Genomic DNA, 14,179 nt, shown 5'->3' with positions numbered 1-14,179 from the left:
AGCCTTGCATGGGACCGGACTAACCGCTGAAGCGCTAACTCCGGTCGACAGGAGACACTGCGCATGGATCTGGATTATTCCCCCTCGGACGACGCGTTCCGCGTCGACGTTCGCGCCTGGCTCGAGGCCAACCTGCCTCACGCACTGCGCGCCAAAGTACTCGATCACAAACGACTCGATCGCGAGGATTTCGCGAGCTGGCACCGGATTCTCGGTCAGCGAGGCTGGTCTGCGCCCGCGTGGCCGGTCGAATATGGCGGCCCGGGCTGGAACGCGACGCAACGACACATCTGGGAAGAGGAGTGCGCGCGGATCGGTGCGCCGACCGTGCTGCCGTTCGGCGTATCGATGGTCGCGCCGGTGCTGATGAAATACGGCAGCGAAGCGCAGAAGCGTCATTATCTGCCGCGCATTCTCGATGGCACCGACTGGTGGTGCCAGGGCTACTCGGAGCCGGGTTCGGGGTCCGATCTCGCCTCGTTGCGCACGCGCGCGGAGCGCCAGGGCGACCACTACGTCGTCAATGGACAGAAGACCTGGACGACGCTCGGCCAGTACGCCGACATGATGTTCTGCCTCGTGCGCACCGATCCGGCCGCGAAGAAACAGGAGGGCATCTCGTTCCTGCTGATCGACATGAAGACGCCCGGCATCACGGTGCGCCCAATCGTCATGCTCGACGAGGACCACGAGGTCAACGAGGTGTTCTTCGAGGACGTGAAGGTACCGGTCGAGAATCTCGTCGGCGACGAGAACCGCGGCTGGACCTACGCGAAATACCTGCTTGGCCATGAGCGCACCGGCATCGCGCGCGTCGGCGGGTCGAAGCGCGAGCTCGCGTTCCTGAAGCGTGTGGCGTCGAACCAGCGCAAGAACGGCAAGCCGTTGCTCGCCGATCCCGTGTTCGCCGCGAAGGTCGCGGCGCTCGAGGTCGAGCTGATGGCGCTGGAGGTGACGGTGCTGCGCGTCGTCAGCCGCGAGACGAGCGGCAAGGGGCCCGGCCCCGAGGCGTCGATGCTGAAAATCAAGGGCACGGAAGTGCAGCAGGCGCTCACCGAGCTGATGGTCGACGCGATCGGCCCGCTCGCCGCGCCGTTCGACGTACCGTTCCTCGACGGCCAGCGCGAGCACAGCATCGCGGGCGACGACGATGCGGCACCGCTTGCCGCGTACTACTTCAATTATCGGAAGACGTCGATCTACGGCGGCTCGAACGAGATCCAGAAGAACATCATCGCGCAGATGATTCTGGGGCTGTGATCAGGGAACGGAGACAACCATGGATTTCAGCTTTACCGATGAGCAGCAGCAGTTCGCCGACGCGCTGCGCCGTTATCTCGGCGAGCAATACGGCTTCGAAGCGCGCCAGGCAATCGTGCGCAGCGATGCGGGTGTGTCGGACGCGCAATGGAGCGCGTTCGCCGAACTGGGGTTGACCGCGCTGCCCGTGCCGGACGCGCAGGGTGGCTTCGGCGGCGGCCCGGTCGACATGCTGGTCGTGATGCAGGAACTCGGCCGTGCGCTCGTGATCGAGCCGTACTGGGCAACGGCGGTGGGCATCGAGGCCTTGCGCATTGCCGGCTCCGGCGCGGGTGAGGATGCGGCGCTGCTGGAAGCCGTCGCGCAGGGGCAGAAGCGTGTGGCAGTCGCGTTCCACGAACCGCATGCGCGCTACGACCTGTTCGAACTCGACACGCATGCGCGCGAGCAGGGCGGCACGTACCGGCTGACCGGCACGAAGTCGGTCGTTCAGCATGGCGCACAGGCGGATGCGTGGATCGTGCCCGCACGCGTCGACGGTGGCGGCGTCGGCCTCTTCGTCGTCGAACGGGATGCCGCGAACGCGAAGGTGGTCGACTACCGGACGATCGACGGCCAGCGTGCCGCGACGATCGGGTTCAATGAAACGCCGGCGCGACTGCTGACGGGCGGTGCGCGCGACGCGGCGGCCCTCGAGCAGGTGGCCGATTACGCGACGTTCCTGCTGTGCGCGGAAGCGGTCGGCGTGCTCGACGAACTGAATCGCGCGACGGTCGAATACACGAAGACGCGCGAACAGTTCGGCGTGCCGATCGCGCGTTTCCAGGCGTTGCAGCACCGGATGGTCGACATGCTGATCCATGCCGAGCAGGCGCGTTCGCTGACCTACCTGGCAGCCGTACGCTACGCGAGCGGCGATGCCGATGCGCGGCGCAAGGCCGTGTCGGCCGCGAAAGCGCGTGTCGGCGCCGCCGCGCGCTTCGTCGGCCAGCAGGCCATCCAGCTGCACGGCGGCATGGGCGTGACCAACGAGGTCGCCGCCGCGCACTTGTTCAAGCGGCTGACGATCATCGAGACGACGCTCGGCGACACCGATCATCATCTTGCCCGCATCGCGGCGCTGCCCGATTTCGCGCAGACCGACGCAGCATGACGGCGACGCGCGAGCGCACCAGACAAGGAGACACCGAGTGGGCATCAGTTATGAAGACCTGGTGGTCGGCAGTACCACCGAAGTGGGCCGTTACACGTTCGAAGCGGACGACATCAAGGCGTTCGCACAACGCTATGACCCGCAGCCGTTCCACCTCGACGAAGAAGCCGGAAAAGCATCGCATTTCGGCGGGCTCGTCGCGAGCGGCTGGCATACGTGTTCGGTGTTCATGAGCCTGCTCATCAAGAAGCTCGGGTCGGACTCGACGAGCATGGGCTCGCCGGGCATCGATTCGATCCGCTGGCTCAAGCCGGTGCGCGCCGGCGACACGATCACGATGTATCAGAAGGTCCACGACAAACGCGTGTCGGAGAGCAAGCCCGATCGCGGCATCGTGTCGACGGAATGGGTCGGCGTGAACGGCGCCGGCGAGACGGTGATCACCGTGCATACCAAGGTGATCTTCGGGCTGCGCCATCCGGGAGGCACGCAGGCATGACCGACGTGACCTTGCCGCTGATCGCATCGGCGCAGGCGCTGCAGGCGCGAGTCGGCGCGGAGCCGCTCGCGAGCGGCTGGATCGCGATCGACCAGCGTCGTGTCGATGGCTTTGCCGATGCGACCGGCGATCATCAATGGATTCACGTCGATCCCGAACGCGCGCGGCGCGAGTCGCCATTCGGCGGCCCGATCGCGCACGGGTTCCTGACGCTGTCGCTGATTCCGGCGTTGATGGCCGATGCGATGCGTTTCGAGCAGAAGATGGGGGTGAACTACGGACTGAACCGCGTGCGGTTCCTGAAGCCGGTGCCGGTCGGTGCGCGTGTGCGTGCGCTGTTTGCGGTAAAGGAAACCGCCGAGGCTGCGCGGGACGGTGTGCAGGTGACGTGGTCGGTGACGATGCAGGTCGAGCGTCCCGATGTGCCGCTGCCCGTCTGCGCGGCGGAATTCATCACGCTGCATTACTTCTGAAGCGGTGAGCGGCATGCACGGATGCCGCTCCGCCCGTCACATGCGTGTCAGTGCTTCGCGTATTGCGTCGCACCGAACAGCACCTCGCGTGCCTTGTCGTCCTGCAGCGCCTTGCGCATCGACGCGAGCACTTCGACACCGCGTTGCACGGCCGGTCGCGCGGCGATCGCGTCGTGCCAGCGTTTCACGTTCGGCAATTCGTCGAGCACGATGCCCTGGTTCTGCCACGAGCGCGTCCACGGGAACGTCGCAATGTCTGCGATCGTATACGCGTCGCCCGCGAGATATTCGGATTCGCCGAGGCGCTTGTCCATCACGTTGTACAGGCGCTTTGCCTCGTTCGTGTAGCGGTTGACCGCATACTCGATCTTCTCCGGCGCATACAGGCGGAAGTGGTGCGCCTGTCCGAGCATCGGGCCGACGCCGCCCATCTGGAACATCAGCCATTCGAGCGTCGCGTAGCGTGCGGCCGGATCGGTCGGCAGGAACTTGCCGGTCTTCTCCGCGAGGTAGATCAGGATCGCACCCGATTCGAACAGCGAGATCGGCTGGCCGCCGGGGCCGTCCGGATCGACGATCGCGGGGATCTTGTTGTTCGGGCTGATCTTCAGAAACTCCGGCTTGAACTGGTCGCCCGCGCCGATATCGACCGGATGGGCACGATAAGCGAGGCCCGTTTCCTCGAGCATGATGTGCACCTTGTGGCCGTTCGGGGTCGCCCAGCTATAGACGTCGATCATCGTGAACTCCTATGTTGCATGCGCGAAAACGGCGCCGGCAGCGCCGCGACAGGCGGTCATTAGAGCATGGATCGATGCGGGCTGCTGGCGACGGGAACGTGCGTGCCGATGCGTGTGCTTGCGTGTTGCACTACATGGCGCCGGGGCGATTGCGTATCGTCCCGAGTCGTCGAGATGGCGGCGTCGCCGTGCCGCATCGGGTCGATGCGGTGGCGACAGGTCAGTTCGAAAGCGGGCGCGACCGCTCAGCGCTTGTAGCGGGGCGGCCGTTTCTCGAGAAATGCGGTGATGCCTTCGAGCCCGTCCGCATGATGCAGCGATGCGACGAAATGATCGCGCTCCGTGGCGAGATGCGCGTCGAGCGGTTGCGCCGTCGCGTCGTCGAGCAGCGACTTGATGCGCGTGAGTGCGTTCGGCGAGATGCCGGCGAGCGCGTCGGCCCATGCCACGGCATCGGTCAGTGCCGCGCCGGGCACGGCGAGCCGGTTGACGACGCCGAGCGCGTGCAGACGTTCGGCCGCAACAGGCTTGCCTTCGAACAGGATCTCGGCCGCGATCGCACGCGGCAGCGCGCGGGCGATGAACCACGAACCGCCTCCATCGGGCGTCAGGCCGACGCGCGCGTACGACATCACGAACTTCGCATCGTGCGCGGCGACGACCAGGTCGCACGCGAGCGCGAGCGAGAAGCCCGCGCCGGCCGCGGCGCCTTCCACCGCTGCGATCACCGGCTTCGTCGAAGCGTGGATCGCCGTTACCCATGCGGCGAGCTGATCGATGCTGTCGGCCTGGTAGGACGGATCCTTCGAGCGGTTGTCGAGCAGCCGGTTCAGATTGCCGCCCGCGCAGAAGAAGCGATCGGCGCCGGTGAGCACGACCGCGCGAATCCCGGGATCCCGTTCGGCGGTGGCGAGCGCTTCGATGCCGGCCGCGTACATGTCGGGATGCAGCGCATTGCGCGCGCCGGGGTTGGATAGCGTGAGGACGAGCGTCGATTCGCTCTCGGGCGGACGCGAGGCCAGCAGTTCAGCACTCATGCGAGCGTGTCTCCATCGGATGGCAGGGCTGCGGCAGCGGACACATAGCGCGTGCTGATGCGGGCGATGTCGCAGCAGAGGTATTGTTGTCGTGACGGACGCGAAACTTGCTTTAGACTAGCACGAACGTGCTTTTCAGCACGATGAATCCCGATGCGGCCGACACCGATGCGGCCGCGCTTCAGCAAGGAAGGAGACTCCGATGCTACAGCTGTGCGGTATTCCGTTGTCCAACTATTACAACAAGGTGAAGTTCGTCCTGCTCGAGCACGACATTCCGTTCGAGGAGTCGGTTTGCGGATTGCCGGTCAGCGATCCGGCACAGCTCGCCGATTCGCCGCTCGGCAAGATTCCCTTTCTGAAGACCGAAGAAGGCGCGCTGTTCGAGTCGCAGGTGATCATCGAGTACCTGGCGGCGCGCTATCCCGAAAAAGGCATTTTCCCGGCGAGCCCGTTCGCGGCCGCGAAGCTGCGCGAACTCATCGAGACGCTCGAACTGTATCTCGAATGGATGGCGCGCGAGGTCTACACCGAAGCGTTTTTCGGCGGCAAGGTTAGCGACGGGATGAAGGCACACGTCGAGAAGCGCCTGCCGCGCGCGATTGATGCATTCAAGCAGATGACGCGGTTTTCGCCGTATGTGCTCGGCGAGTCGTTCGGCCTCGCGGACATCGCCGCGTGGGTCCATCTGCCGGTCATCGGCATGGCGACGAAAGCCGTATTCGGGCGCGATTTCCTGCTCGATGCGGGCATCGACTGGAAGGCGCATGCTAAGAAGGTGGGCGAGCGCCCTGCCGCGCAGCGCGTGGCGGCCGAGCGCAAGGCGTATATCGACGCGACGAGCGCCGCGCGTTCGTAAGCGCGGTTCCCGCAGGGCGGCGTGCGACCGCCCGTGCGGGCCTTACAGGCGGGCGAGCCGTTCGAGCGCGGACGCGAGCGTGCTTTCCTGCTTCGCGAAGCAGAATCGGACGACGCCCGATTCGTGCGACTCGTGATAGAACGCCGACACCGGAATGGCGGCCACGCCGATCTCCGACGTGAGCCACTTCGAGAATTCCGCTTCCGGCAGGTCGCTGATCGCCGAATAATCGACGCACTGGAAGTACGTGCCCGTGCAGGGCAGCAACTTGAAGCGGGTGCGCTCGAGGCCGGCCCGGAAGAAGTCGCGCTTCTTCTGGTAGAAGTCGGCAAGCGTCAGGTACGGCGCCGGGTCGCGCAGGTAGTCGGCGAGCCCGATCTGCATCGGCGTGTTCACCGTGAACACGTTGAACTGGTGGACCTTGCGGAATTCCGCGGTCAGCGCGGCAGGCGCCGCGACATAGCCGACCTTCCAGCCCGTCACGTGATAGGTCTTGCCGAAGCTCGACACGATGAAGCTGCGCGCGGCGAGTTCCGGATAGCGCGCGACGCTCTCGTGGCGCGCGCCGTCGTAGACCATGTGCTCGTAGACCTCGTCGGACAGGATCAGCACGTTGGTGCCGCGCACGATCTCCTCGAGCTTGCGCATGTCCGACTCGCGCCACACGGTACCCGTCGGGTTATGTGGCGTGTTGATCAGGATCATGCGCGTTTTCGGCGTGATCGCGGCCGCCAGACGGTCGAACGGGATCGTGTAGTCGGGCGCCTCCAGCGTGACGAACACGGGCTTGCCGCCCGCGAGTTCGATCGACGGCAGGTAGCTGTCGTAGGTCGGTTCGACGACGATCACTTCATCACCCGGATGCACCGTGCACATGATCGCGGTCAGCAACGCCTGCGTCGCGCCGGCCGTCACGGTGATTTCGGTCGCCGGATCGTAACGCCGGCCGTAGACCTGTGCGATCTTGTCCGCGATCGCGTCGCGTAGCGGCGCGACACCGGCCATCGGCGGATACTGGTTGTGCCCGTTGCGCATCGCGGCGGCAACCGCATCGACGATGCGCGGATCGCAGTCGAAATCCGGAAAGCCCTGGCCGAGGTTCACCGCGCCTTTTTCTGCGGCAAGCGCGCTCATGACCGTGAAGATCGTCGTGCCGACGTTCGGCAGGCGCGAGGGGAAAACGGGAGTCGTTGGCATGTCTGAAGGAGCGTTCATCGATACGGTCGAAATCGGGTGGTGCGGCGTAGGTCAGGCCGGCGTGGTCGTCGTGTCCGGCGCGGCGTCGAGCGAGCAGGCCTCGGTAAATGGCGCGGGCTGCGCGATCCGGAAGCCGAAGTCGCGTGCGGTGCGCTTCGCGAGCTTCAGCAGCGCGCGGTCTTTCGACACGAGCCACTCGGCCTGGGCGGCGCGGGCGAGTTCGAGAAACTTCTGGTCATCGCGGTCCTTGCACTTCGGCAGCGGCGGCGCGTCGGCGTCGACGGGCGGCGGCTCGACGAGGCTCGCGAGCCGTGCGACGGTCGCGAGTGCGGCCGCCTTGTCGATGGCGCGAGACCGAAACTGCGGATAGTCGAGCACGTATTCGAGCTCGGTCAGGCAGCGGCCGTCGATCACGGCGGCAAGCGCGCCGCGTTCCAGCGCGGCCCGGATCGGGCGCGTAGCGGGGTCGTCGAATACGAGGATGTCGATCCAGACGTTCGAGTCGAGCACGACGCGATGCGCGGCGTGCGGGGCGAGAGAGCGGGTCATTCGTTACAATCGGTGGTTTTCGTCTGACCGCAAGGCACGGCGTGCCAGCGAGCCTCTATGATAATCGTTCTCTCTCCAGCCAAATCCCTCGACTACGATACGCCCGCGCACGTCCAGTCTTACACGAAGCCTGCATTCGTCGACGACGCGTCCGAGCTGATCGACGGCCTGCGCAAGCTGTCGCCGCAGGACATCGCAACGCTGATGGATATCTCCGATCCGCTCGCGCGCCTGAATTTCCAGCGCTATGCCGACTGGTCGTCGACCTTTACGCCGGCCAACGCGAAGCAGGCCGTGCTCGCGTTCAACGGCGACGTCTATGAAGGTTTCGACGCGAAATCGCTGTCGTCCGCCGATCTCGACTATGCGCAGCAGCACGTGCGCGTGCTGTCGGGCCTGTACGGGCTGCTCCGTCCGCTCGACCTGCTGCAGCCATACCGGCTCGAGATGGGCACGCGCTTCGCGAACGCGCGCGGCAAGGATCTGTACGCGTTCTGGGGCGACCGCATCACGCGGGCGCTGAACGAACAGCTCGAAACGCGCAGCGGCACGGCGCGCGTGCTGGTCAACTGCGCGTCGACCGAATACTTCAAGTCGGTCAAGCCGAAACTGCTGGCCGCACCGGTCATCACGCCGGTGTTCGAGGACTGGAAGGGCGGCCGCTACAAGATCATCAGCTTCCATGCGAAGCGTGCGCGCGGCCTGATGGCGCGTTTTATCGTCGAGAACCGTATCACCGACCCGAAGGCGTTGAAGGATTTCGCGACGGAAGGCTATGCGTTCGATGCGGCCGCGTCGAACGATTCGACTTACGTATATCGCCGGCGAGTCGGCGAGTGACCCTGCCGGCCGTTCACGAGACGGCCGGCGCATGCATGAGGCCGGGCAAGCGCTACACCGCCTGTTCCGGTCGCCCCAGGAGAGACAGATGGCCCTTTCGATCACCAGCAATTTCGACGCAGGCGCAATCGACGTCGTGTCGTGCGACAGTCCCGATGCGATTCGGCTGCGCGTGCGCGGCGACACCCGCTCGGAATTCGCGCAATGGTTTTACTACCGCTTGACGGGCGCGCGCGGCGAGCGCTGCGTGATGACGTTCGAGAATGCTGCCGAATGCGCGTATCCGTCGGGCTGGCGCAATTACAGCGCGGTGGCGAGCTATGACCGGGTCGACTGGTTCCGCGTGCCGACGACGTTCGACGGCAAGACGATGACCATCGACCATACGCCGGAATTCGACAGCATCTACTACGCGTATTTCGAGCCATACTCGGAAGAGCGTCACGCGGCGTTTCTCGGCGCGGTCCAGCAGTTGCCGCAGGCGAGCGTCGTCGAACTCGGCCGCACGGTTGAAGGTCGCCCGATGTCGCTGCTGACGCTCGGTACGCCGGAATCCGGCGGCGCCCCGAAGAAGAAGGTATGGATCATCGCGCGCCAGCATCCCGGCGAGTCGATGGCCGAATGGTTCGTCGAAGGTCTCGTCAAGCGGCTGGCCGGATGGGGCGACTGGGCCGGCGATCCGGTCGCGCGCAAGCTGTACGATCGTGCGACGTTCTATATCGTCCCGAACATGAACCCGGACGGCAGCGTGCATGGCAACCTGCGCACCAATGCCGCAGGCGCGAACCTGAACCGCGAGTGGATGGCGCCCGATGCCGAGCGCAGTCCCGAGGTGCTGGCTGTGCGCGATGCAATCCATGCGATTGGCTGCGACATGTTCTTCGACATCCACGGCGACGAGGATCTGCCGTATGTGTTCGTTGCCGGGTCCGAGATGCTGCCGAGCTTTACCGAGCAGCAGGGCAAGGAGCAGACCGCGTTCATCGAAGCGTTCAAGGTCGCGAGCCCGGACTTCCAGACTGAACACGGCTATGCCGCGAGCAAGTACAAGGAGGACGCGCTCAAGCTCGCATCGAAGTACATCGGCCATCAGTTCGGCTGTCTGTCGCTGACGCTCGAGATGCCGTTCAAGGACAACGCGAACCTGCCCGACGAACGCGTCGGCTGGAACGGCGAGCGAAGCGCGGCGCTCGGCGCGGCGATGCTGGCGGCGATCCTGGTGCACGTCGACACGTTCGCGTAAGCGTAGCGTCGCCGTATGAAAAAGCCGGGGCATCTCAGGGTGCCCCGGCTTTTTTACTTCTGTGGATGTCGTTTCGGCGGATCAGGACTTCTTCGCGGTCTTCTTCACGACTTTTTTCTGGCCGCTCGACTTTTTCGTTGCGACGGCCTTCTTGCTGCCGGTACGGCCTGATGCCTTTGCCTTGCCCTTGCCTCGGTGCGACTTGCCCTTGAATTTCTTCGTCGAGGATGAGGAGCGCTCGACGCGCGGCTTAAGCGGCGGAACCGGGTCGTTCCAGCTGAACGCGAGCATTTGCTGACCGACATAGCCGCATCGGAATTTCAGCGGCGTCGGGTCGCTGCCGTCGCTGTGGATGCCGAGGCCGTCGACCGTGACGATATTGTCGACCTTCACGCGCTGCTTGCCCTGGTCGAACGAGTCGTTCCATGGCGTGATCGTCGCGTTGCCGCTGTCGAATGCGTTCGGCGCGAAGTCCACGCGGTCGAAGGCCGACGACGTGCTGGCGATGAAGCTGCCGTGCGCTGCACAATCGGCGGCGAGCGGATCGGCATGCATTTCGTTGACGAATTTGTTGATCAGTTCGGAGCGCTGGTCGAGCAGATCGGCGAATGCCGGTGTCGGAAGCGCAAGCGACAGGCCCGCAATGCAGGCTGCCAGCTTGCCGAGCGCCCGGAAAATCCGGAGCGACGCAGGAGAGCTGTCCATCTGGTTATTGGTGAGGAGCGAATGAGACATCGGGCACGTATAGATGCCCGATGAAGAACCGGAGTTCAATCTTAGCGTAAAAAAGTTGTGCGGCAGTAGATGTCGCATTCTGCCGTACTGAGCGAGGGAGTGCCGGCGCGTGATGACGGCGCCGCCGCCGGAGGACAATTCAGGCGCGCGGGCCGCCGAGACGATAGCGCCGGACGTCGAAGGTCGTGACCCACGTGGGACGATAGACAGCGATGAGTGCGGTCGCCATGCCGGTGAACCACGCTTCGCCGAGTGCGAGCAGCGCGGTGTTCAGCAGATAGCCGGCAGGAATCACGACGGGAACGCCATCCGCGAGCGCGAGCTGAACCCCGGCAGCGGCAGCGGCGACCGCGATGATCGCGATGGCGGGCGACAGGAATCCCTGGCCGGTAATGAACGACGCGAGATTGTGCGGCAACCATGCGAGTGCGGCGCGCTGCAGCAATGCCGACACGGCGACCGGCAGCGCGCCGTAGATCAGATAGGTCAGGCCAATGCCCTGCCAGGGCGCATCGAAGATGATCGCGGCGACCGCCGTGACGGCGCCCATCGCGATCAGTGCGAGTGTCCAGTCGAACAGCGTGACGAGCAGCGTCGCGCCAAGCAGATGCATGACGATGCCATCGTCGAGCCACGCATTCGAGGCCCAGAGGACCGCAATGGCGGTGACGAGCGCGAGCCATACGTGCTGGAGCGTGGCGTCCTGCAGGCGCACGAAGGGACGATTCCAGATCGCGAGCGCGAGCAGAGCCGCGGCGGCGATCCAGCCACCGACGCCAACCCAGAGCGGAAGCGGTGTGAAAAGAAAACCCATGCGTCCATATTACTCGTTGAGCATCAAAGGTGGGAATCCGCACACACCGACCGTCGCAATATCGAGACTGTTTGGCTAGCGTTCGCGCCGGAACCGCGCCGGCGGCTCGGCGGCGATCGGCAGGTCCTGCGCGCTATCGATCGAGGCCGGCAACGGGTACGGGCGTTCACTCCGTTGCGTACGCAGCGGAACTGGGCCCTGTTCGCCGATGGGCGGCTTGCGCGCACGACTGCGGTTCGCCAACAGCACCTCGAGGTGGGGCGACAGCCACCCGTTGTAGATTGCGACCGCGGCGGCCCGGTTGGCGGCACCAAGCTGCTGGAAGATGCTGGCGAGGTGGATCTTGACGGTGCCTTCGCTGATGCCGAGTGTGCGAGCGATCATCTTGTTGGTGCTGCCCATGTGGACGAAGCGCATGATCTGCGCTTGCCGCGGCGACAGGAGGCCGCTCGGCGGCCGCCGGGGAAGCGACCCGGCGAGCGTCTGGAAATGGGCATCGTAGCGCGCCGCAGCAGTGGAAGGCAGCAGGCGGAGCGCGATCGGCGGAATGTAGTGTCCGCCCAGCAGCACGATCTCGAGCGCACGCACGATCAGGTGTGGCCGCGTGGAATGTGGGATCACGCCGGCGACACCGTAGTTGAAGAAGCGCTGGATGGCCTCCGGCGATGTTTCGTCGACGAGGACGGCGACAGGTGTCGGCGAGCACGCGCTGCAGAGCGCCTGAAGCTCGCTGAGCCGGCCGACGTCGAGCCAGTCGATCGCGACCAGGTCGAAACGCTGGTTGCGCAGCAGCCTGCGCGCCTGAAAACTGTCGGGCACATCGTTGATGCCGGCGTGACGGTCGATCTGTCGCAACAGGGCCTTCAGTCCGTCACGCCGCTCGGCGTCTGAATTGAGCATCAGGAACCGCATATTCAACCTCCGTAATGTGAGCCATTGATCTGCCGTCTGGCATGCCTTGGGTCTGATGATGACAAAGACCTTACACGATGTCTGCTTGGCTGAAAGGCTTAGGAAAAGTATGAAATTTCGGGCGGCGGGAGGACAGACAAGTAAAAAGCCGCTCCGGCGGGAACCGTGAGCGGCTTCAGGTGGGCAGGCCGTTGGGCCTGTTGTGCTGCGGATTAGTGGAAGTGCGGCTGGGCGGGGGACGCGTCTTCCGGCATTTCGGCGTGGACGATTTCACCGAGCGGATCTGCGTAGAGCGGCACGCCGCAGTCATCGCAATATTCGGGTTCGAAGCGGCCCGCGTGCCGCCGGACGTCGGTTACGCCGCATTCCTTCAGCAGACTTACGATTTCCTCGACCGGGCCTTCGATCGGCGCTTCGCCTTCGAGCGTCGCACTGTCGATCGACATATCGCCGTTTTCACGGCCGTAGAGCGGCCATACGACGCCGTAGATTACGTCGTTGTTCGCACGCCGCGTGAAGCCGACACGGTACTCGTCGATACGGCGTTCGCCGAAGCCGGCGACCACCGCGCGCAGCTCTTGCGGTGCCGCACCAAGTGTGTCGAATAGATAACGAATGGCCGTTCGGACCGTATGTGGACGGATACGTTCGTCCGCATCCCGGCAGGCCGAATAGTACGCGTCCGGAAGTAGGCATTCGAATTCGCAGCCGGGCAGCGCGATCGACAGGTTCGGGCCGCCTTGGGCCGTCCATTGCTCGAGGCACTGGCCGCGTTCGATCCGGCTGCCGTTTTCTTCTTCCTGCCAGCGGAACAGCGGTGCGCCGGCGGGGGCCGCGACGACGGCGAGCAGGAAGCGCGGGTCGGCCAGGATCGGCGAGGTTTCCGGCAGGTCGCCGAAGCTGAGCTTGGGCGTGTGCTGGCTGATCGCCCCATGTGCGAGCTGCTGGGCGAGCCGGTAGGTCTCGACGTGGTGCCGCGGCAACTGGTCGATACTGTAGAGGAACGGGGCAAGCCCGACGAGGGTACCGTTCGCAAGGACGTGCGCCTGCAGGTGCGTTCGAAGTGCGTCGGCAACGTCGCCCTTGAGCGGGCCCGATGGAATCATGTAGCGCGTCCATGCGAGAACCGGGACGGCGACCAGCAGCGCATCGAACGGTTGGCCGTCGTGCTCGATCACCATCGACTCGCTGTGCGTCTCGGCCATGTCGGCGAGCGCGCCGTAGGCGTCGGGATGATTCTGCTGCAGATGGTCGAGCGCTGCGTCGAGCGTGGTCTGGTTGCCGTTGCGGACAATCTTGGAGAGCAGCGCATCGAGCTTCGCTTCCCAGAAGCGGTCCTCGATGCGGCTGCCCGAGGCGAAGAGCGCAAGCGACAGGCCGACCAGTTTGTCGGCATCGGGGGGGAGGCGTTTGGCGATTCGCTGGCGCATATTAAAGACGTATATAGAAAGAGGCGAAGAGCCTCACATTCTAGTCCGTTCTTTGCACCATAAGCGGTCTCGTGCCGACACATGGCCGGCTGGCCAAATCGCAGCGTTTGTAAAAAAGTTGCTTCAAACCCCTTGCGCGAATGTCGCGAGCTACCTACAATCACGCCTCTTTCGCGCTAACGGAAACGCGGCGCGGGAGAAGGGAAGCAGGGTTGGCGGTGTGCTGGAGTCTGGAGCGCGCAGCTGGCCTGGAAGTTGAGCCCCGCAGTCGCAACGATGCAGTGTAAAAAGTTGTTGACGAGCTGCGAAACACGGTTCATAATCTCGCTTCTCTGCTGCTGAAAACGCAGCGCTGCTGAGAAACACGAAGTTCCTCGCAGAATGCTCTTTAAAAATTAACAGCCGATAAGTGTGGGCGCTTGATGAAAGCGAGCTGAT

General features: G+C 64.6%; 15 protein-coding genes. 7 read left to right on the top strand and 8 right to left on the bottom strand.

Annotated elements, in window-relative coordinates; all coding sequences use genetic code 11:
* Window positions 1-63: 63 nt before the first annotated feature.
* From CFB43_RS12595 to CFB43_RS12580, 4 genes are read left to right on the top strand one after another with little or no spacing between them, the layout of a single operon-like run.
* Entirely contained in the window at window positions 64-1,260 is a 1,197-nt protein-coding gene (locus tag CFB43_RS12595) for an acyl-CoA dehydrogenase family protein (protein WP_089495326.1), read from the top strand.
* 19 nt (window positions 1,261-1,279) lie between these two features.
* On the top strand, window positions 1,280-2,413 hold the full coding sequence (locus CFB43_RS12590; RefSeq protein ID WP_089495325.1) for an acyl-CoA dehydrogenase family protein: 1,134 nt from the start codon (window positions 1,280-1,282) through the stop codon (window positions 2,411-2,413).
* Window positions 2,414-2,450: 37 nt separating this feature from the next.
* Window positions 2,451-2,912, top strand: coding sequence for a MaoC family dehydratase (locus CFB43_RS12585; RefSeq protein ID WP_089440660.1), 462 nt, complete (start codon window positions 2,451-2,453; stop codon window positions 2,910-2,912).
* Entirely contained in the window at window positions 2,909-3,385 is a 477-nt protein-coding gene (locus CFB43_RS12580; RefSeq protein ID WP_039370625.1) for a MaoC family dehydratase, read from the top strand. Before CFB43_RS12585 ends, CFB43_RS12580 begins: the two co-directional genes overlap by 4 nt.
* Window positions 3,386-3,432: 47 nt before the next feature.
* Here the strand turns inward: CFB43_RS12580 and CFB43_RS12575 are convergent, their stop codons facing one another.
* Together CFB43_RS12575 and CFB43_RS12570 are read right to left on the bottom strand one after the other, a co-directional pair.
* Complete coding sequence (locus CFB43_RS12575) at window positions 3,433-4,125, bottom strand: glutathione binding-like protein (protein ID WP_089495324.1); 693 nt, start codon at window positions 4,123-4,125, stop codon at window positions 3,433-3,435.
* Window positions 4,126-4,370: 245 nt separating this feature from the next.
* A complete protein-coding gene (locus CFB43_RS12570) occupies window positions 4,371-5,162 on the bottom strand; it encodes an oxepin-CoA hydrolase, alternative type (protein ID WP_089495323.1) in 792 nt (263 codons plus the stop codon).
* A 202-nt stretch (window positions 5,163-5,364) separates the two neighbouring features.
* On the opposite strand from CFB43_RS12570, the gene CFB43_RS12565 reads away from it, so the two are divergent.
* Entirely contained in the window at window positions 5,365-6,021 is a 657-nt protein-coding gene (locus CFB43_RS12565) for a glutathione S-transferase family protein (protein WP_089495322.1), read from the top strand.
* Between the two features lie 42 nt (window positions 6,022-6,063).
* On the opposite strand, the gene CFB43_RS12560 is transcribed toward CFB43_RS12565, so the two are convergent.
* Together CFB43_RS12560 and CFB43_RS12555 are read right to left on the bottom strand one after the other, a co-directional pair.
* Window positions 6,064-7,236, bottom strand: coding sequence for a pyridoxal phosphate-dependent aminotransferase (locus tag CFB43_RS12560; protein WP_089495321.1), 1,173 nt, complete (start codon window positions 7,234-7,236; stop codon window positions 6,064-6,066).
* A gap of 33 nt (window positions 7,237-7,269) precedes the next feature.
* Entirely contained in the window at window positions 7,270-7,767 is a 498-nt protein-coding gene (locus CFB43_RS12555; protein WP_089495320.1) for a putative toxin-antitoxin system toxin component, PIN family, read from the bottom strand.
* Between the two features lie 57 nt (window positions 7,768-7,824).
* Between CFB43_RS12555 and yaaA the strand changes: the two genes are divergently transcribed.
* Window positions 7,825-8,607 (top strand): peroxide stress protein YaaA, encoded by a 783-nt coding sequence (yaaA, locus tag CFB43_RS12550; RefSeq protein WP_089495319.1) that lies wholly within the window; start codon window positions 7,825-7,827, stop codon window positions 8,605-8,607.
* Between the two features lie 88 nt (window positions 8,608-8,695).
* Entirely contained in the window at window positions 8,696-9,850 is a 1,155-nt protein-coding gene (locus CFB43_RS12545) for a M14 family metallopeptidase (RefSeq protein WP_089495318.1), read from the top strand.
* Between the two features lie 81 nt (window positions 9,851-9,931).
* On the opposite strand, the gene CFB43_RS12540 is transcribed toward CFB43_RS12545, so the two are convergent.
* From CFB43_RS12540 to CFB43_RS12525, 4 genes are all read right to left on the bottom strand, one after another.
* Complete coding sequence (locus CFB43_RS12540; protein WP_041492904.1) at window positions 9,932-10,585, bottom strand: BspC domain-containing protein; 654 nt, start codon at window positions 10,583-10,585, stop codon at window positions 9,932-9,934.
* Between the two features lie 139 nt (window positions 10,586-10,724).
* Complete coding sequence (locus CFB43_RS12535) at window positions 10,725-11,399, bottom strand: energy-coupling factor ABC transporter permease (RefSeq protein ID WP_089495317.1); 675 nt, start codon at window positions 11,397-11,399, stop codon at window positions 10,725-10,727.
* 75 nt (window positions 11,400-11,474) lie between these two features.
* The gene (locus tag CFB43_RS12530; RefSeq protein ID WP_089495316.1) at window positions 11,475-12,311 is read right to left on the bottom strand and encodes a response regulator transcription factor; all 837 of its coding nucleotides are present in this window, start codon (window positions 12,309-12,311) and stop codon (window positions 11,475-11,477) included.
* Window positions 12,312-12,523: 212 nt separating this feature from the next.
* Window positions 12,524-13,741, bottom strand: coding sequence for a DUF2863 family protein (locus tag CFB43_RS12525; RefSeq protein WP_089495315.1), 1,218 nt, complete (start codon window positions 13,739-13,741; stop codon window positions 12,524-12,526).
* Between the last annotated feature and the right edge of the window lie 438 nt (window positions 13,742-14,179).

The organism is Burkholderia sp. AU15512 (assembly GCF_002223325.1).
Lineage (GTDB): Bacteria > Pseudomonadota > Gammaproteobacteria > Burkholderiales > Burkholderiaceae > Burkholderia.
This window is presented reverse-complemented; position numbering and strand designations above follow the sequence as displayed.